Genomic DNA, 20,786 nt, shown 5'->3' with positions numbered 1-20,786 from the left:
GGCTCAAGCAGGCCGAAGGCCGATAGCCCAAAAAGAAGAACGGCCCCGGAGCGATCCGGGGCCGTTTTCATGCGTACGCCTGATGTTTAGTGCGGGCGGCGGGGGGTGGTGGCCGCGCCCACGGCCGCGCCGGCGACGGCGCCGCCCACGGTGGCGGTGGTATTGCCGCCCAGCACCTGACCGGCGACGGCGCCGCCCAGGGCGCCGGTCGCGGCGCGTTGTTCCATGGTGGAGCCACAGGCGGCCAGCAGGCCGACGATGGCGACGACGGGGGTAAGCTTCAGGATGGTCTTCATTGTGAAATCTCCGGAACGTCTCGGGGGAACGACGTGTGGAGAACAAACGAAACGACCCCCGCCCGGTTCCCCGGACGAGGGTCGTAATGTCAGATACCGCGCCGTTTCCGGCGTGGAACCAGAGCCTTAGCCGACGATCTGGTCGTCGGTGAAGAACTGGGCGATCTCGATGCCGGCGTTTTCCAGCGAGTCCGAACCGTGGACCGAGTTTTCGCCGATCGACAGGGCGAACTGCTTGCGGATGGTGCCTTCGGCGGCCTGTTCCGGGTTGGTGGCGCCCATGACTTCACGGTAGGCGGCGACGGCGTTCGGGCCTTCCAGCACCTGAACGACGACCGGCTCGGCGGTCATTTGCGACACCAGCTCGCCGTAGAACGGGCGCTCGGCGTGGACTTCGTAGAATTTCTTGGCCTGGGCCTCGGTCAGCTTGATGCGACGTTGCGCGACGATGCGCAGGCCGGCGCCTTCGATCACGGCGTTGACGGCGCCGGTCAGGTTGCGGCGGGTCGCGTCGGGCTTGATGATCGAGAAGGTGCGTTCGGTCATGGTGAGACTTCTTGTTTGGGAGTTTCGGGTCGCGGGCTTATAGACGCGCCCTCAGTCATTTCCAAGGCGTCCCCGCCGCTTCCGGCTCCCTCCCCCAAAAGGGTCGTTCGCGTGTGTCGCAGGACGCCCAGCTCAAGTCCGTCCAAACCATGCTCCAGATCACCGACCTGACGTTCAGCGCCTGGGGCCGTAAGTTCCTCGTCGACGCCTCCGTCAGCCTGCCGCCGGGCTCCAAGGTCGGCCTTGTGGGCCGCAACGGCATCGGCAAGTCGACCCTGTTCAAGCTGATCCTCGGCGAACTGGCCGGCAACGGCGACGAGATCAGCCTGCCCAGGACCGCCCGCATCGGCTCGGTCGATCAGGAGCACCCGGCGACCCCGGTCAGCGTCCTCGACACCATCCTGGAGGCCGATGTCGAGCGTCACGACCTGCTGGGCCGTCTGGAGACCGCCGAGCCCGAGGAGATGGGCGAGATCTGGGCCCGGCTGATCGAGATCGACGCCGACGCCGCCCCGGCCCGCGCCGCCGAAATCCTCGTCGGCCTCGGCTTCGATCAGGAGAACCAGCAGCGCCCGATGTCCGAGTTCTCGGGCGGCTGGCGCATGCGCGTGGCCCTGGCCGCGGCCCTGTTCGCCGAGCCGGACATGCTGCTGCTCGACGAACCGACCAACTACCTCGACCTCGAAGGCGCCCTGTGGCTCGAGGCGCGGCTGAAGAAGTACCCGCACACGGCCCTGATCATCTCGCACGACCGGGAGATGCTGAACGAGGTCTGCACCCACATCCTGCACCTCGCGAACCACAACCTGACCCTCTACACGGGCAACTACGACCAGTTCGAAAAGGCCCGCGCCGAGAAGGCCCGCCTCCAGCTGTCGGCCAAGGCCAAGCAGGACGCCGAGCGCGCTCACCTGCAGGCCTTCGTCGACCGCTTCAAGGCCAAGGCCTCCAAGGCCGCCCAGGCCCAGTCGCGCATGAAGCGGCTGGAGAAGATGCAGCCGGTGGCGACCACCATCGAGGAGCGCGTCGCCCCCTTCACCCTGCCCTCGCCCCCGCGTCCGCTGGCGCCGCCGCTGATCCGGCTGGAGCGCGCCAATGTCGGCTATGAAACCGGCAAGCCGATCCTGCGCAATCTGAACCTGCGCATGGACCTGGACGACCGCATCGGCCTGCTGGGCGTCAACGGCGCCGGCAAGTCGACCTTCGCCAAGATGATCGCCGGCGCCCTGAACGTCTCGGACGGCGAGTTGCACCGCGACCGCAAGATGAAGGTCGGCTGGTTCCACCAGCACCAGATCGAGGCCATGGACCCGACCGACACCCCGCTGGAAATCATCCGCCGGGCCATGCCGGACGCTTCGGAATCCAGCCGCCGCTCGCGCCTCGCCCAATTCGGTCTCGGCTTCGAGAAGCAGGAAACGACCGTCGACAGCCTGTCGGGCGGCGAGCGTGCGCGCCTGCTGCTCAACATGGTCGCCATGGACGCGCCCCACGTCCTGATCCTCGACGAACCGACCAACCACCTCGACATCGACAGCCGCCGCGCCCTGCTGGACGCGCTGAACGACTACAACGGCGCCGTCATCCTGATCACCCACGACCGCTCGCTGATGGAGATGGTCGCCGACCGCCTGTGGCTGGCTGCCGACGGCACGGTGAAGCCCTTCGAAGGCGACATGGACGACTATGCGAAATTCGTCCTCGACCGCGCCAAGGCCGCCATCGCCAGGCCCAGCCAGATCAAGAAGGAAGAGGCGACGCCCGCGGCCCAGCCTCAAGGCGGCGGCAACGCTGGCGGCAAGGGAAACAACAAGAAATCAGGACCTTCGCCTTCGACTCTGCGTCACGCTGTGAAGAAGGCCGAGGAGCGGATGAGCCAGCTGACCGCCGAGATCGCCCGCATCGACGACGACATGGCCAACGCCTCGGTCAACAATCCCAAGGCGCTGGAAGGCCTCTCCCGCGCCCGCGCCAGGACCCAGTCCGACCTCGACGCCGCCGAAGCCGCCTGGGTCGCCGCCGAGGAAGCCCTGGCTGAGGTCAGCTGACCTCCTCCCCGTGCGAAGCTTGGGGAGGAGGCGCGTCGCGCTTGCGACGTGACGGAGGGGGCGACACGATATCGCTCGTGAGTAGTTGCAGGATCAGATCATGAAACCCGCCGAACCCATCGAATTCTCAAAGGAAGAGATGCGCGACATGGTTCGGCGGGTGCAGGCGTATTTCGACACCGAGCTGGATCAGGAGCTGGGCGCCCTGCCCGCCGAAATGCTGATCGCCTTCTTCGGCCGCGAGGTCGGAAGCTTCTTCTACAACCGCGGCCTTCGCGACGCCCAGGCGGTGTTCACGGCCAAGGCCGAGGACGTCGCCGACCAGATCTACGGGCTGGAGCAGAAGACCGGCGGGCGCTAGCGCTCGGCGATGCCGAACAACCGCTCCGGCGCGGCCTGTTCGGCGGCGAGGAAGGCCGTCGGACTGGACAGGCAGAGATCGCGAAAATCCCGGGCCATATGCTGGTGGTCATAAAAGCCGGCGTCGATCGCCAGCGTCAGCCAGTCCAGCGCGGGATCAGCGTTTCGGGCTCGGATGATCCGATCCAGCCGGGCGATGCGGCCAAACAGTCTGGGACTGACGCCCAGCCGGTCGCGAAAGGCGCGCAGGAATGTGCGCTGGTTCAGTCCCGCCTGCCCCGCCAACCGATCCAGAGACCGCGCCGTCCCGTCGATCAGTCGCGACGCGGCCCAGTCGATCGCGTCCGCCTCCGGCCGATCCCCATCGAACCGGTCCTGCAACCAGGTCTCGGCGATGTCGATCATTTCGAGCGGGGTGCGGGCGTCCTCGATGCGGTCCGCGGTCTCGCGCAGATCAGGAAACACCGCCTCCGCATCCAGGGTCTGGTCCGTCAGCGGCGCCAGCGATCCCCCGGTCAGCACGCGCAGCCCCCCGGGCTCGAATTCGATCTGATAGACGCAGAAGTCCGCACCGCCCCGGCGATACCCGAGCACCGACGGCTGGCCGATCAGGGCGGCGCGTGGCTTGACCATCAGGATCGCCCCATCGGCGTCAACGAGCGTCTCCCGGTCACGCGGGTAGAAGGCCAGGGCGGCCGCCGGTCTGGGCCAGTAGGGCTTGGTCGGCGCGGTTCCTCCCGCCGCGAACCTGAAGCGGATGATCTGATGATGCCGCACCCGGCCCCGTAACGCCGGACGCGGCGGCAGGGTCAGGAATTCGGCAATCATCGCGCGCCCTCCTGCCAGCCTCGCTCCGGATCAGACGCCAGCATGACCCGGATCGATCGGCGGGCCAACCAGCCGCATCCCGTGGTCGGCGAACAGGGCGGCCTCAACATCGGGCGCAGGCGGCCCCTGCAATCGGGAAAGAGCGCGGAAATAGTCCTCCATGTCGCCCGCCGGGGTGAACATGAACAGCATCCGGCCCGTCTCGCTCAGTTGGGCGAAGGCGTGCGGCACGCCGCGCGGCAGGAAGATCACCCCGCCCGGTTTCACCACGGTGCGCTGCCCCCCGACCTCGAACAGATATTCGCCGTCCTGAACGAAATAGATCTCGTCCTGATCCTCATGCAGGTGGACCGGCGGTCCGCCCCGGATCTTGCCTGCATATTCGAACACCCCCAGCCGGCCGCCGGTGTCGTTGGCGGAGATCTTGATGTCGTTGGGGCAGCAGCCGAACAGGACGGTGCGTTCGTCGAAACGGGCGGTGTCGGCGGCCACGAAGAAGCTCGGTTGCGATGAAGTCGTCATGGGAAGCTCCGATGTGAAGCCGGACCTTCGCACGCGGTTCCAGATGGTGGTGGTAAGGAACGGACACCCGGCCAGCTCCATCATTGCAAATCGTTCGCATCTAAGGCAATCCCCTGTCCGAACCGGAGACAGACCATGCGGACCCTGCGCAACGCCGCCTTCACCAGCTTCCTGATGGCCCTGACGGCCGGTCAGGCCCTCGCCCACGTCCCCTATGTGCGGCCCAACGTCATGGACGCCACAGGACGGGATCATGTCACGGTCGAGGCCAGCTTCACCGAGGATGTCTTCGCCGCCGAGGTGGTGATGCGCTCCGACGCCTGGCACGTCGTGGGCCCCAACGGCGACACCCCCATCACCGCCGTCACCTATCTGCGCGACCTGGCCGTGTTCGAGGCCGCAACGCCCGTGGACGGGACCTACCGCATCTCCTCCGGGCCTCGCACTGGCCGCATGGGCCAGATGTACAAGGCCGCCGACGGCAGCTGGAAGATGGTCGGCGAGGAGGACGGTCCCGCCCCCGCCGGCGCCGAGATCGTGCCCGTGCAGAGCATCACTACCGCCGACGTCTATGTGACGAAGGGCGAGCCCACCGCAGACGCGCTGGAACCCTCAGGCCACGGTCTGGAGGTCGTGCCCTGGGTGCAGCCCGGCGACATCATCGCGGGCGAGGACCAGACACTGCAGATCCTGTTCGATGGCAAGCCGCTGGCGAACACCCCGCTGGTCGTCTACCGCGAGGCCGGTCTCTATGACGGCAAGAAGGTCGAGGCCGAGCTGACCAGCGACGCTGAGGGCAAGGTCACGGTCCGCGTCGGCGATCCGGGCGCCTACATGACCCTGGTCCGCTACCGCGCCGAGGCCCCCGCCGGCTCCGGCGTCCGTTTCCGCAGCTACAGCCACAGCCTGACCTTCGCCGCCCAGGGGGGCTGACCGCCCCCTCGACGAACGTCGGCATTCGATCGGACGGAGCCCCGCGAATCGCACCAGTCTGGACGCAACCCTGACTGGAGGCATTCCATGCGCACCGCCCTCTTCGCCCTCGCCGCCCTTTCGCTCGTCGCCGGCGCCGCGTCGGCCCAGACGGCGTCCGACCGCTATACGGTCAAGGTCTCGGTGATGTCCGACGGGGTCGAGGTCGCTGCGGGGCGGACGGTCATCGTCGAGGGCGGGCAGGCCGAAATCCTGCTGACGGGCGCGGATGGACAATACAGCTTCACCGCCGACCTTCAGCCGGAACAGGGCGACGGCGAGGACGGCCGCCTGCATCTGGAAGCGTATCTGAACCACGATGGCGACGATCTGGCCCATCCGACCATGGTGCTGGCGCGCGGCGCGCGGGCCATCGCCCAGATGGGAACCAAGGTCGAGGGCGCCAGCGTCCTGACCAGCGGGGTCGAGATCGAGCTCACGCCCCTGCCCGCGCCTTGATCACCAGCCGGAAAAGCGACGGGCTGTCAGCGTGACGACCCGCCGCCCTTGACGCCCGGGTGCGACGTGGCCGAGGTTCCCTGTCCCCCGGCTGTTCCGAAAGTTCCTGAATGTCGCGTCTGCTCCTGTCCGCCTGCGCCGCCACCCTGCTCGCCTCGCCCGCGCTGGCCCAAACCGCCGCGCAAACCTTCCCGACAACCGGAACGCCCATCATCGCCGACGCCAGTCAGGCGCCGCTGGCCCTGCCGCGCGCCCAGCCGGCCATCCCGGCTCCGGTGGATGCGCCCTACCCCGGTGTGATCCGCTACAAGGCCGACGTCACCGATCTGGAGCGCAAGATCGTCACGGTGACGGAGAACATCCCCGTCACGACCGGTCCCCTGACCCTGCTCTATCCGGAATATCTGCCGGGCAACCACGCGGCGACCGGGCCGATCCAGCTGATCTCGGGCGTCACGGTCACCGGCGGCGGCAAGCGCATCGAATGGCTGCGCGACACGATCCAGCCCTACGCCTTCCACCTCGACATCCCCGAGGGCGTCACCGAGATCGAGGTCACCTTCCAGTGGCTGACCCAGCCGGACAACGCCAACTGGCGCGTGACCATGACGCCGTCGATCGTGAACATGCAGTGGGAGAAGGCCCTGCTCTATCCGGCGGGCCACTATTCGCGCCGGATCACCTTCGCCCCCTCGATCCAGCTGCCCGCCGGCTGGGGCTACGGCACGGCGCTGGAGACCGAGAGCTTCGAGAACGGCCTGGCGACCTTCAAGCCGACCGACCTCTACACCCTTGTCGACAGCCCCATGTATGCGGGCGCCAACCATCGCCGCGTCGACATCGATCCGAACGGCGAGGCCGTGCACATGGAGATCGTCGCCGACAAGGCCGCCAACCTGGCCATCACCGACGAGCAGATCGGCCTCTATCAGAACATGGTCACCCAGGCCGACCGGCTCTTCGGCGCGCGCCACTTCGACCACTATGACGTCCTGATGGCCCTGTCGGACCAGCTGGGCGGCATCGGGCTGGAGCACCACCGCTCGTCCGAGAACACCGGCAATCCGGCCTTCTTCACCGAATGGGACAAGAACGCCGGCGGCCGGGCCACCATCCCGCATGAGTTCACCCACTCCTGGAACGGCAAGTTCATGCGGCCGGCGGACGAGCTGACCGCCAACTACAACGTCCCCACCCAGAACACCCTGCTGTGGGTCTATGAGGGCCAGACCGAATACTGGGGCCACGTCCTCGCCGCCCGCTCGGGGATCCACACCATCGAGGAAGAGAAGATCCTGCTGGCCGGGGTCGCCGCCTTCTATGAGAACCAGCCCGGCCGGGAGTGGCGCGCGCTGCAGGACACCGACAATCACAACCTGCTGGGCTATCGCGTCCCCGGCCTGTGGACCTCGTGGATGCGCGGCACCGGCGACTACTACCGCGAGAGCCAGCTGATGTGGCTGGACGCCGACACCCTGATCCGCGAGGGCACCGACAACAGGAAGTCGCTGGACGACTTCGCCAAGGCCTTCTTCGGCGTCGAGGACGGTCGCTACACCCCGCGCGGCTATACCTTCGAGGAGGTGGTGGCGGCCCTGAACGGCGTCTATCCGCACGACTGGGCGACCTTCCTGCGCGGCCGGCTGGACGCGGTCGGACCCGATGCGAAGGCGCCGACGGACGGCATCACCCGCGCCGGCTATTTCCTGACCTATACGGATGCGCTGACGGCGCTGGAGAAGAAGGTCATGTCCGGCTGGGCGACCGACTTCCAGTATTCGCTGGGCTTCACCCTGTCGGGGCCGACCAACCGCCTGTCCAACATCCGCTGGGGCAGCCCGGCCTTCAACGCCCCGCTCGGCGCCGGCTGGGACCTGATCGCGGTCAATGAGGTGGCGGCGACCCCCGAGGTGCTGCGCGACGCGGTGACGGCCGCCAAGACCTCCACCGACCCCATCGTCCTGCTGCTCAAGAACGGCAGCCGCTACCGCACGGTCAGCTTCGACTACCACGAGGGCCTGCGCTACCCGCGTCTGGCGCGCAACGAAGGCACGCCGGACCGTCTGGCCGACATCTGGGCTCCCAGAAGGCGCTAGGAGCGACACCCCGACATCTCGACGGGGCCGCGTGTCTCCTCAGGCTTTGAGCGCGGTCAGCAGGGCCTCGGCCGCTTCTCGGGACGAGCCCGGGTTCTGACCGGTGATCAGCTTGCCATCGACCTGGATGAACGAGCCCCAGTCGGCGCCCTTGGCGTAAAGGCCGCCATTGGCCTTGAGCATGTCCTCGACCAGGAACGGCACCACCTCGGTCAGGCCCACAGCCTCTTCCTCGGAGTTGGTGAAGCCCGCGACCGCACGGCCCTTCACCAGTGGCTCCCCGTTCGCGGCCTTGACGTGCCTCAGCACGCCGGGGGCGTGGCAGACGGCGGCGACGGGCTTGTCGGCCCCGGCGAAGGCCTCGATCAGGGCGATCGACGTCGCGTCCTCGGCCAGGTCCCACAGCGGGCCGTGGCCGCCCGGATAGAAGACGGCGTCGAAATCGGCCGCCTTCACGCTGGCCAGGGTGACCGTATTGGCCAGAGCCTTCTGGGCCGCGGCGTCGGCCTTGAAGCGGCGCGTATCGTCCGTCTGGGCGTCGGCGTCATCACTCCTGGGATCCAGCGGAGGCTGACCGCCCCTGGGTGAGGCCAGGACGATCTCCGCCCCCGCGTCCCTGAGCGCGTAATAGGGCGCCGCGAATTCCTCCAGCCAGAAGCCGGTCTTCTTTCCGGTGTCGCCGAGTTCGTCGTGCGAGGTCAGAACCATCAGAATCTTCATCGGGGCGTCCTTCCTGTCTTGGAGAGGACAGATGGTGGCTCGTCCCGCCCGACGCCACCCGCCCGAAATGCAAACGGGCCCGGCGATCGCTCGCCGGGCCCGCTGAAGTCTGAGCCCTCCCGAAGGAGGGACCGAGAACCGATCTTACTTGATCTGGATCTTGGCGCCGGCTTCTTCCAGCTTCTTCTTGATTTCGTCGGCGGTCTGCTTGGAGACGTTCTCGACGACGTTGGCCGGAGCAGCTTCGACCAGGTCCTTGGCTTCCTTCAGACCGAGGTCCGAACGCACGCCACGGACTTCCTTGATGACGTTGATCTTCTTGTCGCCACCGTCCAGCAGGACGACGGTGAACTCGGTTTGCTCTTCAGCAGCTTCGGCGGGGGCGGCGGCGCCACCACCGGCGGGCATGGCCATGGCGACCGGAGCGGCGGCGGAGACGCCCCACTTTTCTTCCAGCAGCTTGGACAGTTCGGCGGCTTCGAGGACGGTCAGCGAGGACAGGTCTTCGACGATCTTGGACAGGTCGGCCATTTCAGTATTTCCTTCGGAGGATTGGGTTGGTTTGGATTTTTGCAGAGATGGAAGCGGGGTCGCTTACGCGGCGTCCTTGGTGGCGTACGCGTTGAACACGCGGGCCAGTTGGGCAGCCGGGGCTTGAACGACGCCGGCGACCTTGGTCGCGGGAGCGTTGAGCAGGCCGAGCAGCGAAGCGCGGATCTGGTCCAGCGACGGCAGCTTCGACAGGGTCGAAACGCCGTTGGCGTCCAGAACGGTCTCGCCCATGAAACCGCCCAGGACGACGAACTTGTCGTTGCCCTTGGCGTAATCGGCGGTGACCTTGGCGGCGGTGACGGCGTCGGGGGCGTAGGCGATGCCCACCGGGCCCTTGAACAGGCCGTGGTAGGCAGAGCCTTCCTCGACGTTCAGGGCCTTCAGCGCCAGGCGGTTTTTGACCACCTTGAACGCGCCGCCGGCAGTGCGCAGCTTGCCACGCAGGTCTTCCATTTCCGCAACGGTCAGACCCAGGTTGTGGGTCACGACCACGGCGCCGGCGTCAGCGAAAACGCCTTTCAGCGTTTCGATCGACTCGGCCTTTTGTGCGCGGTCCATTGCGGTCTCCAGTCTTGGTGTTGCCGCCCGGGCTTATTCCCGGACGACGTTTGGCCAAAGCGTTCCGCATCGCTGCGAGACGTTGTGGCCGGTCTTATTGTCCGAAGGATGCGACTGAGGCCGTCATCCCGACAGGCGGGCCGACAGCAATCCAGATTTCGCGTCCCCATCTCCCCACGGCGCCAGAGGGCTCTCTGACAGTTACGGCATGGGTGGCCCCCACGCCCCGAAGTTCTCGGACAGGACCGCCGAAACCAGAGGTCTCGACGGAGAAGCGGCGCTCTTACAGGCGATGCGGCGAAAGATCAACCGCCCTCGCGCACGACCTGCGCCGGCGCCTCGCCTGAAATCTTCGCGAAACAATCCGCACCCAAACCATAAGGCGGCGGCCCGGGCGTGACGTCATAGGACTGTAGAGTTTTGTCGACGAGTGCGGGGGCGCTGGGATGACCGGAAATTTGGGCGGCCGACAGGCCGATCTGCTGCGCCAGGCCGGGGAATTTCTGGCCCGGATGGACGCGCCCGGAGCCCTTCGCCTGCTCGACCAGGCCGACGCCATCGGCCCCACCCACAACGGCATTCTGAACCGGTCCCTCGCCCTTCGTCTTCAAGGCGATTTCGTGGGCTCGCTCGCCCTGATCGACCGCGCCCTGTCGATGCAGCCCTATGATTTCATCGCCCTTCTGGCCAAGGGCGCCCTGCTGGAGAAGATCGGACGCGGCAAGGCGGCGGCGGAGGTCTATCGCAACGCCCTGAAGATCGCCCCGCTGCGCGACCGCTGCCCGCCGGCCATCCTCAAACAGCTCGACTACGCTGCGGAGTTCGTCAGAACCCACGCCCAGGCGCTGCGGGACCATATGCTGGCTGAGGTCGCGGGCCTGCGCGGCGCCGTCGATCCCGAGACCCTGGATCGGTTCGACGAAGGCCTTGAGATCTACGCCGGGCTCAAGTCGCCGCCGAAGCAGGAGCCGATCCTGCTCAACTACCCCCGCCTGCCCGCCATTCCCTTCTACGACCGCACCCTCTTCCCTTGGCTGGGAGAACTGGAGGCGGCGACGGAGATGATCCAGAACGAGCTGACGGCCCTGGTCGAGACCGACCTCGACCGCTTCGCACCCTATATCCAGTACCCGCCCGAGGCGCCGGTGAACCAGTGGGGAGAGCTGAACCACTCCCTCAAATGGTCGTCCCTCTTCCTCTGGAAGGACGGGGCGAAACAGGACGACGTCTGCGGCCGCTGCCCGGGGACAGCCGCCCTGCTGGACCGCCTGCCGATGGCGCATCAGGACGACTTCGCCCCCACCGCCGTCTTCTCGGCCCTGCAGCCGCACACCCACATCCCGCCGCACACGGGGTCGGCCAATGTCCGGCTGCTCTGCCACCTGCCGCTGATCCTGCCGGGCCCTGCCCGCTTCCGGGTCGGCAACACCACCCGCGACTGGAAGATGGGTCAGGCCTGGGTCTTCGACGACACCATCGAGCACGAGGCCTGGAACGACGCCGACGCGCTGCGGGTCATCCTGATCTTCGACGTCTGGAACCCCTATCTGGCCGAGAGCGAAAAGGCCCTGATCACCGCCATGATGAAGGCCCAGCGGCGCTTCATGGCCGCCTGATCAGTCGTCCAGCTCGGCGCTCGCGAAGCCACGGATCAGCTCGGCCAGATCCGGCTCCATCACCGAACCCGCCGCCTCCTCCAGCGGCATCCAGCGCCGGTCGCGCTCGGCCGCCTCGGGCCATGCGCCCAGCTGGATCAGAACCTTCATCGGATAGACCGCGACCACGCACAACTTGCTGTCGCCGCTGCGCAGGCGTTTGGCGTAGCGGAAGGCGCCGATGGGCGTCTGGGCGATCTCACCCTGGACCCCGGCCTCCTCCATGGCCTCGACGGCGGCGGCCTGGGGATCGGTCTTGCCGACCATGCGGCCGCCCTTGGGAATGACCCAGCGGCGCGTCTCACGCGAGGTGATCATCAGGACTTCGCGACCGCTCGCGCCAATGCGCCACGGCAGGGCGGCGACCTGTCGGGTTTCGGATCGGGCGGACCTTTTGACCGCCTTCCCGCTCAAGTCAGGAACAGCCCGCCGAAGTGGTAGGCGACCGCGGCGACGGCGGCCGCCGCCGGAATGGTCACGAACCAGGCGAAGACGATGCTGCGGGCCACGCCCCAGCGCACGGCCGATACGCGTTTGGCCGCGCCCACGCCGATGATGGCGCCGGTGATGGTGTGGGTGGTCGACACCGGGATGCCCAGACCCGTCGCCAGGAACAGGGTGATGGCCCCGCCCGTCTCGGCGCAGAAGCCCTGCTGGGGCGTCAGGCGGGTGATCTTGGACCCCATGGTATGAACGATCCTCCAGCCGCCGGTCAGTGTGCCCAGGGCGATGGCCGAATGGCAGGCCAGGACGACCCACAGCGGCACGCTGAACTCGGTACCCGCCGGGGCGCGCGACAGCAACAGGACGGCGATGATTCCCATGGTCTTTTGCGCATCATTTCCTCCGTGTCCCAACGAATAGGCGGAGGCGGAGAAGAACTGCAGCACGCGGAACACCTTGTCGGCGACCGCCGGATTGGTGCGCACGAACAGCCAGGACACGATCAGCACCAGCAGCAGGGCCAGCAGGAAGCCCAGCGCCGGCGACAGGAAGATGGCTCCGACGGTCTTCAGCGTGCCCTGAAGGACGATGACCCCCGGCCCCGCCTTGGCCACCCCGGCGCCCAGCAGCCCGCCGACGAGCGCATGGGAGCTCGACGACGGAATGCCCGCCAACCAGGTCACCACATTCCAGGTGATCGCTCCCATCAGGGCGCCGAAGATGACCTGGTCCGAGATGATTTGCGGATCGATGATCCCCTTGCCGATGGTCCCGGCCACATGCAGGCCGAAGAACAGGAAGGCGATGAAGTTGAAGAAGGCGGCCCAGCCCACGGCGAAGGCCGGCGGCAGGACGCGGGTGGCGACGATGGTCGCGATCGAGTTCGCCGCGTCGTGCAGGCCGTTCAGGAAGTCGAACAGCAGGGCGACGCCGATCAGGAAGACCAGGATCAGGAGCGCGTGGTCCACCTTACAGGTGCTCGACCAGGATGCCGCTGATGCGGTCGGCCACGTCCTCGAAGCGGTCGATCACCTTCTCCAGATGGTCGTAGATGTCGGCCCCGATGACGAAGTCCAGCGCCGTCGGCGCGGCCTTCTGCGCCGCATAGAGGGCTTTCATTCCCTGGTCGTAGAGGATGTCGCTTTCGTTCTCGAGCTGGGACAGCTGTTCGGTCAGGCTGTTCACCCGGTCCTGATGCTTCTGCATGGTCGGCAGCAGGGACACCGCCTCGACCGTCAGGGCGGCGCAGCGCACGGCGATGTCCCCCAGCTCGCGCATCTGCGGCGAGAACTCGCGCAGTTCGTACAGGGTCACGCTCTTGGCGGTCTTCTGCATCTGGTCGATGGCGTCGTCCAGCGACTCGGTCAGGCCGCGGATGTCGGAGCGGTCGAAGGGCGTGATGAAGCTGCGGCGCACCGCCAGCAGCACCTCGGCGGCGATCTTGTCGGCTTCGTCCTCGTAGTCGACGATCTTCGCCGTCCAGGCCGGAACCTCGTTCCCGCCGTCCAGCATATGGCGCATCGCGTCCGCGCCCTTGGTCAGGGTCGCCGCATGGGCGTTGAACAGACGGAAGAAGTTGTCTTCCTTCGGCATCAGCGCCTGGAACCAGCTCAGCATCGGCATCCCCTGTTGCGTCAGGCCGGGTGCGACCTTTCGCCTCGAAACGCAATTCCCCTAACCCAGGTCGCGCCGCCGTAGTGCGAAGGTTTCACGTCAGTGAGATACGCCGATCGAACGCGACCTGGGCCTCCACCACCTCCGGCATCCGGCTCTCGGCCCAGTCGACCATCGGCTGCAGGGCCGCGACCAGGGTCTGGCCCAGAGGCGTGATCGCATAGGTGACCGAGATTGGCACCGTGGCCTCGACAGACCGGTTGACCAGCCCGTCGCGCTCCAGCTGGCGCAGGGTCTGGCTCAGCATCTTCTGCGACACCCCTTCCACCCGCCGCTTCAGCGCGTTGAATCGCATCGGCCCGCCTTTCAGCGTCGTCAGCAGCAGTACGGTCCATTTGTCGGCGATCCGGTCCAGCAGGACCCGGGTCGGACAGTTCTTCGCATAGACGTCCCAGGCGAGCTCAGGCTCGGGACGGGTTTCCTGCGGGTGACCAGATGAGGTTTCGGTGCCTTCTTGCATGGTCGATCTCCATATCTCACTTGGTCACTATTGGAAACCACGGAGTTCAGTCCATGAAGATCGCAGTCCTCGGCGCCAGCGGTCGCGCCGGATCGGAAATCACCAAAGAGCTGGCCTCGCGCGGCCATTCGGTCACCGCCATCGCCCGCAAGCCCGAGGCTATCCCGGCCGTTGACGGCGTCACCGCCGTACAGGGCGACGCCTCCGACGCCACTGCCCTCGCCGAACTGATCAAGGGGTCGGACGCCGTGGTCAGCGCCCTGCATTTCGACGTCCCCGCCGCCACTCTCCTGTCCGCCCTGACGACCGCCGGGGTCCCTCGCCTGCTGGTCACCGGCGGCGCCGCCAGCCTGGAGGTCGCACCCGGCGTCCGCCTGATCGACACGCCCGAGTTCCCAGAGGAATGGAAGGTCTTCGCCCAGGGCGGCATCGTCTTCCTCGACGCCCTGAAAGCCGGGACCGACATCGACTGGACCTTCTTCTCCCCCGCCGCCGTCATCGAGGAAGGCCCTCGCCTCGGCCATTTCCGCCTCGGGACCGACCAGTTGGTCACCGACGACAAGGGCGAGAGCCGCATCAGCTTCGCCGACTACGCCATCGCCATGGCCGACGAGGTCGAACAGCACAGACACCCGAAGGCGCGCTTCACCGCGGCGTACTGAGTCACGGCGGGGTTCGTGGCCGGTCAGGCCCCGAACCCCTGCCCGGTCAGTTCTTCGCCTTGGGCGCCGCCCTGGCCTCCGACGCCCCGCCGTAGCCCGCCGCGGCGATCCCGGCGTTCATCCGCGCGCGCTGCTCGTCGGTACAGCCCAGATCCTTGCACATGCTTTCGACCATGCCCTGCATCATCTCGGGCATCATCTCCATGACCAGCTCCGTGACCCGCGGCGCGGCGGCATAGCTTTTCTCCATCATCGAACGGCCGACATCGCTCTCGTAGAAGTCCACGAGCGCGGTCAGTTCCTCCATGGTGAAGATGTCCGCATAGATCGGCGTCATCGCATCGAACAACCGCACCGTCATCTCGGTCGTCGCATTGGCGGCCGCGCGCTGAAGGGCTTCCTGCTGCGTCGGGGTCAGGCCTTCCGCAGGCGGCGTCAGGGACGCCGTCACCCCGCCCAGCATTTCAGCCATCTGGTCCGTCTGCAGGGCGGCGATAAAGCGTCGCGCCAGACGCAACTTGGCGGCGGCCTCGTCCCGAACCGCAGCGGTCGGCGGCGTGGGCTCAAGTCCCTCCGCGTGGCCCGCCGCCGGACCGGCCAGCAGCGCAACGGTCGCCAGTCCGGCGCACATCAGTCTTTTCATGGTCATCCCCCTCGATAGAAGCCTGACCATTCCCGCTTTCCGTGTACGCCGCAAACGAAAACGGCGGCGGAGATTGCTCTCCGCCGCCGTAATCAGTTCTGAGCTGGAAGCTCGACCTTAGCCCAGCGAGGCCGGATCGACCTTGAAGCCCGGGCCCATCGTCGAGGACAGGGTGATGCGCTTGACGTAGGTGCCCTTGGCGCCGGCCGGCTTGGCGCGGTTCAGGGCGTCCACATAGGCCTTCACGTTGGCTTCGAGGGCTTCCTGGGTGAAGGAGACCTTGCCGATGCCGCCGTGAGCGATACCGGCCTTCTCGACGCGGAACTCGACGGCGCCGCCCTTGGCGTCCTTGACCGCTTGCGCGACGTTCGGGGTGACGGTGCCGACCTTGGGGTTCGGCATCAGGCCGCGCGGACCCAGCACCTTACCCAGACGGCCGACGAGGGCCATCATGTCGGGCGAGGCGATGACGCGGTCGAAGTCCATCAGGCCGCCGTTGATCTGCTCGTACAGATCCTCGGCGCCGACGTATTCAGCGCCGGCGGCGCGGGCTTCGTCAGCCTTGGCGTCCTTGGCGAAGACGGCGACGCGGACGTCACGGCCGGTGCCCGACGGCAGGTTGACGACGCCACGGACCTGCTGGTCGGCGTGACGCGGGTCGACGCCCAGGTTGACGGCGATTTCGATCGACTCGTCGAACTTGGCCTTGGCGTTGTCCTTGACCAGCTTGATGGCGTCCGAGAACGGCATCAGGGCCAGGGTGTCGCCGGTGCGGGCTTTTTGAGCCTTGGTTTGCTTGGCCATGTGCTTAGCCCTCCACCACGTTGAGGCCCATGGCGCGAGCCGAGCCTTCGATGATCTTCGTCGCGGCGTCCAGGTCGTTCGCGTTCAGATCCTTCATCTTCTTTTCGGCGATCTCACGCAGCTGGCTGCGCTTGATCTTGCCGGCGACTTCACGGCCCGGCAGCTTCGACGCCGAGGTGATGCCGGCGGCCTGCTTGATGTAGTGGGTCGCGGGCGGGGTCTTGGTGACGAAGGTGAACGACTTGTCCTGATAGACCGTGATCACGGTCGGCAGGGGGGTGCCCTTCACTTCCTTCTCGGTGCGCGCGTTGAACTCCTTGACGAAGCCCATGATATTCACGCCGCGTTGACCCAGAGCCGGGCCGATCGGGGGCGAAGGCGTAGCCGAACCGGCCGGCACCTGCAGTTTGATATAGCCGAGGATCTTCTTGGCCATTGGTCTCTCCTGTGAATGACCCCGGAGCTAACCGGAGCCGGTGAGCCGTGGTCTGGCATGGCTGCCTCCCACGGATTTGCCCCTGCTACGCAAGGGAGGCGCGCGTGTAGCAAACACGGGCCCCAAATGCAAACGGCGGCTCCGGGGAGCCGCCGCTGCAAATCGTATCGTCGAAACCGGGCTTTAGGCCGCGGTCTTCTCGACCTGATTGTATTCCAGGTCCACCGGGGTCGGGCGGCCGAAGATCGACACGGCGACGCGCAGGCGGGCGGCGTCTTCGTCGACGCTCTCGACCTGGCCGTCGAAGCTGGCGAACGGGCCGTCGATGACCTTGACGGTCTCGCCGATGTCGAAGCGGATGGTGGGCTTCGGACGCTCGACGCCCTCTTCCACGGCGCCGATGATGGCCTGGACCTCACGCTCGGTGACCGGCAGGGGCTTGGTGCCGCCCGCGGCGCCCAGGAAGCCCGTGACCTTCGGGGTGTCCTTGACCAGGTGGTAGGCGTCGTCGGTCATCTCCATCTTCGCCAGGACGTAGCCGGGGAAGAATTTGCGTTCCGAGTTCACCTTGCGGCCGCGACGGATCTCGATGACGTCCTCGGTCGGAACCAGGATTTCAGAGAAATTGTCTTCCAGACCGCGTTGCTTGGCCTGGTCGCGGATGTGCTGGGCGACCTTCTTCTCGAAGTTCGAATAGGCGTGGATGATGTACCACTTGTGCCGCGGGTTGGCGGGCTTGGTATCGGGCGCTGCATCGGTCATGTGCGCGTCTCCTTATTGGCCAATGGCGAGGATGACCTGCGACAGGAACGTCAGGCCGGAATCCACGATCCAGAAGAACAGCGTGGCGATGAGAACCATGATGAAGACCATCACCGAGGTGATCCAGGTCTCCTTGCGGCTGGGCCACACGATCTTGCGGGCCTCGGCGCGGACCTGGCTGGCGAACTGCGGCAGCGAGGTCTTCTTCTTCGGCGTGGCCGAATCCACGGTGACCGTCTGGACGGCCGGAACCGTCTGGGGCTTTGCGCCCATCTGCCGACGTCCGGGTGTCTTGGCCTTGGCCATCAATGGTCTCTTCAAACGCTTCTAACCTGTCGCACCAGATGGGAAGTCCCATCCGGCGGCGACAGGGGGAAAATGGCAGGAGTTGGGGGATTCGAACCCACGACCCCCGGTTTTGGAGACCGGTGCTCTACCAGCTGAGCTAAACTCCTGGAGCAAAACGCCTCACGCCGTGGGTTTCCCCTCGGCGTGCGCATTCGCCAGAGGGGGGCGTATGCCCCAGAGGCCGGGCGATTTCAAGCGGAATGCAGCTTTGCGATGACATCAGGGGCGTGCGATCCCTTACCGATGCCCACGCCGCCGAAAGCCTACGTCCGCAAGGCCCTCGCCTACTGTATCGACGGCGACCGCCTGCTGGTCCTGCGCCATATCGATTTCGGTCCGGAGGAGGTCGGCCTTCAGGTCCCGGGCGGATCGATTCGGGAGGACGAGTCGCCCGCCTTGGCCGCCCTGCGCGAACTGATCGAGGAAACGGGCCGCACGGACTTCGCCTTCGTCGCCGATCTCGGGACAGGGACCTGGGACATCACCCCCTACCGGAATGAGGTGCAGGAGCGGCATTTCGCCCTGTTTCGCCCCACGGCCCCCCTGCCCGACCGCTGGTTCTGCCATGAGGCTCATGACGGGGTCGGCGCTCCCACCCGACTGGAAGCCTTCTGGCTCCCGCTGGCGCAGGCCCATGTGCTTCAATCCGGTCAGAGCCAGCGCCTGTGGAAGGCGATCGAGGTCCTCGGAAGGCTTCAGCCCTCGTAGTGCTCCGCCACGGCTTTCTTCTCGTCCTCGGCGTTGACGACCTGGCGGAAGATCAGCTTGTCGATGCGGCGATCGTCCATATCGACGACCTCGACCTCGAATCGACCCAGCTGCAGCACCTCGCCCTCGTCAGGCACGCGCGACAGCTGGTGCAGCACCAGGCCGGCGACGGTGTGGAAGCTTTCGTTCTCGCCGAAATCCTCGCCCAGCAGGTCGCACAGCTCGTCCAGATCGGTGCGGCCGTCCACCAGCCAGCTGCCGTCGGCGCGCTCGACCACGAAGGAGTGGTCGTCGTCGTGGCCTTCGTTGAAGTCGCCGGCGATCATTTCCAGAATGTCGGTGGCCGTCACCACGCCTTCGAAGGCGCCGTATTCGTCGACGATGAAGGCCATGTGGACATGGGTGCCCTTCAGGATCTCCAGCGCCTTGAGCACTGAGGTCGACTGCGGAATGAAGGCCGGCTCGGCGACATGTTCGGCGATCGCCATCTCGCCCGTGGTCAACAGGCTGTCCAGCAGGTCCTTCTTGTGGACCACGCCGATGGGGTGATCCAGGTCGCCGTCGCGGGCCACCACGATGCGCGAATAGGGGCAGACGCGAATCTCTTCGCGCAGCACGGCCGGATCGTCGTCGATGGCCACCCAGTAGACGTCGGTGCGCGGCGTCATCGCCACCCGCACCGGGCGGTCGCCGAGGCGCAGGATTTCCTCGATCATCACCTGCTCTTCGGGCTCGATCAGGCCGGCGGAGGTGCCCTCCGCGAGGATGGTCTCCACCTCTTCCTGGGTCACGTCGGACCCGTCGCGGTCCTTGACGCCCATGACCTTGAGGATGGCCGAGGTCGAGGCGGTCAACACCACCACGAAGGGCTTCAGGATGATGGCCAGCAGCGACACCGGCGCGGCCATCTTGGCGGCGATCGGCTCGGGGAAGATCAGGGCCAGGCGTTTGGGCACCAATTCGCCCACGATCACCGACACATAGGTGATGCAGACGACGACCACAGCCGTGGCGAAGAATTCGGTATAGGCGATCAGGGCCGGGAAGGCCTTTTCCAGGATCTTGTCCAGTTCGCCGGCGATGGCGGCCTGACCGTAGGCGCCCGCCAGAATCCCGATCAGGGTGATTCCCACCTGGACGGCGGACAGGAAGTGGGTCGGCTCCTCGGCCAGCTTCAGGGCCGCGCGCGCGCCACGATCCCCCTTCTCCGCCCGGCTCTGCAGCTTGGATTTCCGGGAGGACACGACCGCGAGTTCGGTCATGGCGAAAAGGCCGTTGAGCACCACGAGGAGCAGAACGACGACGATGGCGATGAGTAACATCTAGGGGGAGGAGAACCAGCGCGGCGCAACAGTCGGCGTCCGCTGTTCGTTCCTAGCCGAAGTCGGCCGTTTCCGCCACGTTTTCCTTGTGCGGACGGTCAGGACCGCCCTGCCCTGTCCGCTCGACGGCGTCTCAGCCGCCGGTGCGCCCGGCCTCGACGCTTCCATAGGCGCCCGTCCGGCCCGTATCGGCCCCGTCGACAGCCGCGCAGGCGCACATTCCGATCAGGGTGCCGATGAACAGGCCGATATGAAGCGCGCGCCGCATGATGCTTACCAAAACATTAACGTCCGATAAGCAGACATGCCTGCAAGCCCCGGGCCCGCGCAAGGTCCCGCCCCGGGACAGACGCCCCTTAACCGCGCTTATCCCCTGTGACGGGACTTCCCTCCTTCAGACCACCCTCTCCCACAGGGAGAGGGCTTGAGCGCACGGCGGCGAAGCCGTCGTCCTTGCGCGAAAGGCTGAGGGGTAATGTCGCTCACCGGTGAGGGCAGAACCCCTCACCCTCCCACTCGCTTTGCTCGCGGGTTCCTCCCTCTCCCTTTGGGAGAGGGGCCCAGAAAGCAAAACGGCCCCGGAGATTGCTCTCCGGGGCCGCTCTGTAAGCTACTGTGTCTTGTATCTTTTAGGCGATGATCTTGGCGACGACGCCGGCGCCGACGGTGCGGCCGCCTTCACGGATGGCGAAGCGGAGCTTCTCTTCCATGGCGATCGGGGTGATCAGCTCGACGTTCAGCTCGGCGTTGTCGCCGGGCATGATCATTTCGACGCCTTCCTTCAGGTGAACGATGCCGGTCACGTCCGTGGTGCGGAAGTAGAACTGCGGGCGATAGTTCGTGAAGAACGGCGTGTGACGGCCGCCTTCTTCCTTGGTCAGGATGTAGGCTTCGGCAAGGAACTTGGTGTG

At 66.5% G+C, this 20,786-nt stretch carries 27 protein-coding genes and 1 tRNA gene; 8 read left to right on the top strand and 20 right to left on the bottom strand.

Annotated elements, in window-relative coordinates; translation table 11 throughout:
* Nucleotides 1-86: 86 nt before the first annotated feature.
* Together AC1ROD_RS08145 and ndk are read right to left on the bottom strand one after the other, a co-directional pair.
* Nucleotides 87-296, bottom strand: coding sequence for a YMGG-like glycine zipper-containing protein (locus tag AC1ROD_RS08145; protein WP_492947771.1), 210 nt, complete (start codon nucleotides 294-296; stop codon nucleotides 87-89).
* Nucleotides 297-422: 126 nt separating this feature from the next.
* Nucleotides 423-842, bottom strand: a complete 420-nt coding sequence (gene ndk / locus AC1ROD_RS08140) for a nucleoside-diphosphate kinase (protein WP_207931719.1) — start codon at nucleotides 840-842, stop codon at nucleotides 423-425.
* A 149-nt stretch (nucleotides 843-991) separates the two neighbouring features.
* Here ndk and AC1ROD_RS08135 point away from each other — a divergent pair, with 149 nt between their 5' ends.
* Together AC1ROD_RS08135 and AC1ROD_RS08130 are read left to right on the top strand one after the other, a co-directional pair.
* Nucleotides 992-2,890, top strand: a complete 1,899-nt coding sequence (locus AC1ROD_RS08135) for an ABC-F family ATP-binding cassette domain-containing protein (RefSeq protein WP_492948423.1) — start codon at nucleotides 992-994, stop codon at nucleotides 2,888-2,890.
* A 100-nt stretch (nucleotides 2,891-2,990) separates the two neighbouring features.
* Nucleotides 2,991-3,251, top strand: a complete 261-nt coding sequence (locus AC1ROD_RS08130; protein WP_492947770.1) for a DUF2164 domain-containing protein — start codon at nucleotides 2,991-2,993, stop codon at nucleotides 3,249-3,251.
* Here AC1ROD_RS08130 and AC1ROD_RS08125 read toward each other — a convergent pair.
* Nucleotides 3,248-4,078, bottom strand: coding sequence for an AraC family transcriptional regulator (locus AC1ROD_RS08125; protein ID WP_492947769.1), 831 nt, complete (start codon nucleotides 4,076-4,078; stop codon nucleotides 3,248-3,250). The genes AC1ROD_RS08130 and AC1ROD_RS08125 overlap by 4 nt on opposite strands.
* A 30-nt stretch (nucleotides 4,079-4,108) precedes the next feature.
* A complete protein-coding gene (locus AC1ROD_RS08120; protein ID WP_492947768.1) occupies nucleotides 4,109-4,600 on the bottom strand; it encodes a cupin domain-containing protein in 492 nt (163 codons plus the stop codon).
* A 135-nt stretch (nucleotides 4,601-4,735) separates the two neighbouring features.
* Here AC1ROD_RS08120 and AC1ROD_RS08115 point away from each other — a divergent pair, with 135 nt between their 5' ends.
* The 3 genes from AC1ROD_RS08115 to AC1ROD_RS08105 all read left to right on the top strand — a co-directional run bounded on the left by AC1ROD_RS08115 (nucleotide 4,736) and on the right by AC1ROD_RS08105 (nucleotide 8,127).
* Nucleotides 4,736-5,533, top strand: a complete 798-nt coding sequence (locus tag AC1ROD_RS08115) for a DUF4198 domain-containing protein (protein WP_492947767.1) — start codon at nucleotides 4,736-4,738, stop codon at nucleotides 5,531-5,533.
* 87 nt (nucleotides 5,534-5,620) lie between these two features.
* Nucleotides 5,621-6,031, top strand: a complete 411-nt coding sequence (locus tag AC1ROD_RS08110) for a hypothetical protein (protein WP_492947766.1) — start codon at nucleotides 5,621-5,623, stop codon at nucleotides 6,029-6,031.
* 110 nt (nucleotides 6,032-6,141) lie between these two features.
* Nucleotides 6,142-8,127 (top strand): M61 family metallopeptidase, encoded by a 1,986-nt coding sequence (locus tag AC1ROD_RS08105; protein WP_492947765.1) that lies wholly within the window; start codon nucleotides 6,142-6,144, stop codon nucleotides 8,125-8,127.
* Between the two features lie 39 nt (nucleotides 8,128-8,166).
* On the opposite strand, the gene AC1ROD_RS08100 is transcribed toward AC1ROD_RS08105, so the two are convergent.
* The 3 genes from AC1ROD_RS08100 to rplJ all read right to left on the bottom strand — a co-directional run bounded on the left by AC1ROD_RS08100 (nucleotide 8,167) and on the right by rplJ (nucleotide 9,957).
* The gene (locus AC1ROD_RS08100; RefSeq protein WP_492947764.1) at nucleotides 8,167-8,847 is read right to left on the bottom strand and encodes a type 1 glutamine amidotransferase domain-containing protein; all 681 of its coding nucleotides are present in this window, start codon (nucleotides 8,845-8,847) and stop codon (nucleotides 8,167-8,169) included.
* A 144-nt stretch (nucleotides 8,848-8,991) separates the two neighbouring features.
* Entirely contained in the window at nucleotides 8,992-9,378 is a 387-nt protein-coding gene (gene rplL / locus AC1ROD_RS08095) for a 50S ribosomal protein L7/L12 (RefSeq protein ID WP_207931712.1), read from the bottom strand.
* Between the two features lie 63 nt (nucleotides 9,379-9,441).
* The gene (rplJ, locus tag AC1ROD_RS08090; protein WP_207931711.1) at nucleotides 9,442-9,957 is read right to left on the bottom strand and encodes a 50S ribosomal protein L10; all 516 of its coding nucleotides are present in this window, start codon (nucleotides 9,955-9,957) and stop codon (nucleotides 9,442-9,444) included.
* A gap of 446 nt (nucleotides 9,958-10,403) precedes the next feature.
* Here rplJ and AC1ROD_RS08085 point away from each other — a divergent pair, with 446 nt between their 5' ends.
* Nucleotides 10,404-11,573, top strand: a complete 1,170-nt coding sequence (locus AC1ROD_RS08085; RefSeq protein ID WP_492947763.1) for an aspartyl/asparaginyl beta-hydroxylase domain-containing protein — start codon at nucleotides 10,404-10,406, stop codon at nucleotides 11,571-11,573.
* Here the strand turns inward: AC1ROD_RS08085 and AC1ROD_RS08080 are convergent, their stop codons facing one another.
* The 4 genes from AC1ROD_RS08080 to AC1ROD_RS08065 all read right to left on the bottom strand — a co-directional run bounded on the left by AC1ROD_RS08080 (nucleotide 11,574) and on the right by AC1ROD_RS08065 (nucleotide 14,190).
* Complete coding sequence (locus AC1ROD_RS08080) at nucleotides 11,574-12,026, bottom strand: NUDIX hydrolase (RefSeq protein ID WP_492947762.1); 453 nt, start codon at nucleotides 12,024-12,026, stop codon at nucleotides 11,574-11,576.
* Nucleotides 12,023-13,024, bottom strand: a complete 1,002-nt coding sequence (locus AC1ROD_RS08075) for an inorganic phosphate transporter (protein ID WP_492947761.1) — start codon at nucleotides 13,022-13,024, stop codon at nucleotides 12,023-12,025. Before AC1ROD_RS08075 ends, AC1ROD_RS08080 begins: the two co-directional genes overlap by 4 nt.
* A 1-nt stretch (nucleotide 13,025) precedes the next feature.
* Nucleotides 13,026-13,673, bottom strand: coding sequence for a DUF47 domain-containing protein (locus tag AC1ROD_RS08070; RefSeq protein ID WP_492947760.1), 648 nt, complete (start codon nucleotides 13,671-13,673; stop codon nucleotides 13,026-13,028).
* Between the two features lie 91 nt (nucleotides 13,674-13,764).
* Entirely contained in the window at nucleotides 13,765-14,190 is a 426-nt protein-coding gene (locus AC1ROD_RS08065) for a winged helix-turn-helix transcriptional regulator (protein ID WP_492947759.1), read from the bottom strand.
* A gap of 53 nt (nucleotides 14,191-14,243) precedes the next feature.
* Between AC1ROD_RS08065 and AC1ROD_RS08060 the strand changes: the two genes are divergently transcribed.
* On the top strand, nucleotides 14,244-14,852 hold the full coding sequence (locus AC1ROD_RS08060) for an NAD(P)-dependent oxidoreductase (RefSeq protein WP_492947758.1): 609 nt from the start codon (nucleotides 14,244-14,246) through the stop codon (nucleotides 14,850-14,852).
* A 46-nt stretch (nucleotides 14,853-14,898) separates the two neighbouring features.
* Here the strand turns inward: AC1ROD_RS08060 and AC1ROD_RS08055 are convergent, their stop codons facing one another.
* The 6 genes from AC1ROD_RS08055 to AC1ROD_RS08030 all read right to left on the bottom strand — a co-directional run bounded on the left by AC1ROD_RS08055 (nucleotide 14,899) and on the right by AC1ROD_RS08030 (nucleotide 17,952).
* A complete protein-coding gene (locus AC1ROD_RS08055) occupies nucleotides 14,899-15,495 on the bottom strand; it encodes a DUF2059 domain-containing protein (protein ID WP_492947757.1) in 597 nt (198 codons plus the stop codon).
* A 117-nt stretch (nucleotides 15,496-15,612) separates the two neighbouring features.
* The gene (gene rplA, locus AC1ROD_RS08050) at nucleotides 15,613-16,299 is read right to left on the bottom strand and encodes a 50S ribosomal protein L1 (protein WP_492947756.1); all 687 of its coding nucleotides are present in this window, start codon (nucleotides 16,297-16,299) and stop codon (nucleotides 15,613-15,615) included.
* A 4-nt stretch (nucleotides 16,300-16,303) separates the two neighbouring features.
* Nucleotides 16,304-16,735 (bottom strand): 50S ribosomal protein L11, encoded by a 432-nt coding sequence (gene rplK, locus AC1ROD_RS08045; protein ID WP_207931704.1) that lies wholly within the window; start codon nucleotides 16,733-16,735, stop codon nucleotides 16,304-16,306.
* Between the two features lie 183 nt (nucleotides 16,736-16,918).
* Nucleotides 16,919-17,497 carry a transcription termination/antitermination protein NusG gene (gene nusG / locus AC1ROD_RS08040; RefSeq protein WP_207931703.1) on the bottom strand — a complete coding sequence of 193 codons (579 nt, stop codon included), beginning with the start codon at nucleotides 17,495-17,497 and terminating at the stop codon, nucleotides 16,919-16,921.
* Between the two features lie 12 nt (nucleotides 17,498-17,509).
* Nucleotides 17,510-17,803, bottom strand: coding sequence for a preprotein translocase subunit SecE (secE, locus tag AC1ROD_RS08035; protein WP_492947755.1), 294 nt, complete (start codon nucleotides 17,801-17,803; stop codon nucleotides 17,510-17,512).
* 73 nt (nucleotides 17,804-17,876) lie between these two features.
* A tRNA-Trp gene (locus AC1ROD_RS08030) sits at nucleotides 17,877-17,952 on the bottom strand.
* A gap of 136 nt (nucleotides 17,953-18,088) precedes the next feature.
* Here AC1ROD_RS08030 and AC1ROD_RS08025 point away from each other — a divergent pair.
* The gene (locus AC1ROD_RS08025; protein ID WP_492947754.1) at nucleotides 18,089-18,553 is read left to right on the top strand and encodes an NUDIX domain-containing protein; all 465 of its coding nucleotides are present in this window, start codon (nucleotides 18,089-18,091) and stop codon (nucleotides 18,551-18,553) included.
* On the opposite strand, the gene AC1ROD_RS08020 is transcribed toward AC1ROD_RS08025, so the two are convergent.
* From AC1ROD_RS08020 to AC1ROD_RS08010, 3 genes are all read right to left on the bottom strand, one after another.
* Complete coding sequence (locus tag AC1ROD_RS08020; protein WP_492947753.1) at nucleotides 18,541-19,875, bottom strand: hemolysin family protein; 1,335 nt, start codon at nucleotides 19,873-19,875, stop codon at nucleotides 18,541-18,543. The genes AC1ROD_RS08025 and AC1ROD_RS08020 overlap by 13 nt on opposite strands.
* A gap of 133 nt (nucleotides 19,876-20,008) precedes the next feature.
* Complete coding sequence (locus AC1ROD_RS08015; RefSeq protein WP_492947752.1) at nucleotides 20,009-20,143, bottom strand: hypothetical protein; 135 nt, start codon at nucleotides 20,141-20,143, stop codon at nucleotides 20,009-20,011.
* 361 nt (nucleotides 20,144-20,504) lie between these two features.
* Nucleotides 20,505-20,786, bottom strand: a 282-nt coding sequence (locus AC1ROD_RS08010; RefSeq protein ID WP_492947751.1) for an EF-Tu C-terminal domain-related protein, incomplete at its 5' end; no start/stop codon positions are given.

This window comes from Brevundimonas sp. GW821-FHT12E07, assembly GCF_058807035.1.
Note: the sequence above shows the minus strand (reverse complement) of the source record. Positions and strands in the feature narration are given on the sequence as shown.

Coding starts and splice junctions, on each gene's coding strand:
- AC1ROD_RS08130 (WP_492947770.1), top strand. CDS start 2,991: ATGAAACCCGCCGAACCCATCGAATTCTCAAAGGAAGAGATGCGCGAC.
- secE (WP_492947755.1), bottom strand. CDS start 17,803: ATGGCCAAGGCCAAGACACCCGGACGTCGGCAGATGGGCGCAAAGCCC.
- AC1ROD_RS08115 (WP_492947767.1), top strand. CDS start 4,736: ATGCGGACCCTGCGCAACGCCGCCTTCACCAGCTTCCTGATGGCCCTG.
- rplA (WP_492947756.1), bottom strand. CDS start 16,299: ATGGCCAAGCAAACCAAGGCTCAAAAAGCCCGCACCGGCGACACCCTG.
- AC1ROD_RS08100 (WP_492947764.1), bottom strand. CDS start 8,847: ATGAAGATTCTGATGGTTCTGACCTCGCACGACGAACTCGGCGACACC.
- AC1ROD_RS08015 (WP_492947752.1), bottom strand. CDS start 20,143: ATGCGGCGCGCGCTTCATATCGGCCTGTTCATCGGCACCCTGATCGGA.
- AC1ROD_RS08085 (WP_492947763.1), top strand. CDS start 10,404: ATGACCGGAAATTTGGGCGGCCGACAGGCCGATCTGCTGCGCCAGGCC.
- AC1ROD_RS08020 (WP_492947753.1), bottom strand. CDS start 19,875: ATGTTACTCATCGCCATCGTCGTCGTTCTGCTCCTCGTGGTGCTCAAC.
- AC1ROD_RS08060 (WP_492947758.1), top strand. CDS start 14,244: ATGAAGATCGCAGTCCTCGGCGCCAGCGGTCGCGCCGGATCGGAAATC.
- AC1ROD_RS08135 (WP_492948423.1), top strand. CDS start 992: ATGCTCCAGATCACCGACCTGACGTTCAGCGCCTGGGGCCGTAAGTTC.
- AC1ROD_RS08055 (WP_492947757.1), bottom strand. CDS start 15,495: ATGAAAAGACTGATGTGCGCCGGACTGGCGACCGTTGCGCTGCTGGCC.
- rplJ (WP_207931711.1), bottom strand. CDS start 9,957: ATGGACCGCGCACAAAAGGCCGAGTCGATCGAAACGCTGAAAGGCGTT.
- rplK (WP_207931704.1), bottom strand. CDS start 16,735: ATGGCCAAGAAGATCCTCGGCTATATCAAACTGCAGGTGCCGGCCGGT.
- AC1ROD_RS08105 (WP_492947765.1), top strand. CDS start 6,142: ATGTCGCGTCTGCTCCTGTCCGCCTGCGCCGCCACCCTGCTCGCCTCG.
- AC1ROD_RS08065 (WP_492947759.1), bottom strand. CDS start 14,190: ATGCAAGAAGGCACCGAAACCTCATCTGGTCACCCGCAGGAAACCCGT.
- rplL (WP_207931712.1), bottom strand. CDS start 9,378: ATGGCCGACCTGTCCAAGATCGTCGAAGACCTGTCCTCGCTGACCGTC.
- AC1ROD_RS08125 (WP_492947769.1), bottom strand. CDS start 4,078: ATGATTGCCGAATTCCTGACCCTGCCGCCGCGTCCGGCGTTACGGGGC.
- AC1ROD_RS08110 (WP_492947766.1), top strand. CDS start 5,621: ATGCGCACCGCCCTCTTCGCCCTCGCCGCCCTTTCGCTCGTCGCCGGC.
- AC1ROD_RS08025 (WP_492947754.1), top strand. CDS start 18,089: ATGCCCACGCCGCCGAAAGCCTACGTCCGCAAGGCCCTCGCCTACTGT.
- AC1ROD_RS08070 (WP_492947760.1), bottom strand. CDS start 13,673: ATGCTGAGCTGGTTCCAGGCGCTGATGCCGAAGGAAGACAACTTCTTC.
- nusG (WP_207931703.1), bottom strand. CDS start 17,497: ATGACCGATGCAGCGCCCGATACCAAGCCCGCCAACCCGCGGCACAAG.
- AC1ROD_RS08145 (WP_492947771.1), bottom strand. CDS start 296: ATGAAGACCATCCTGAAGCTTACCCCCGTCGTCGCCATCGTCGGCCTG.
- AC1ROD_RS08120 (WP_492947768.1), bottom strand. CDS start 4,600: ATGACGACTTCATCGCAACCGAGCTTCTTCGTGGCCGCCGACACCGCC.
- ndk (WP_207931719.1), bottom strand. CDS start 842: ATGACCGAACGCACCTTCTCGATCATCAAGCCCGACGCGACCCGCCGC.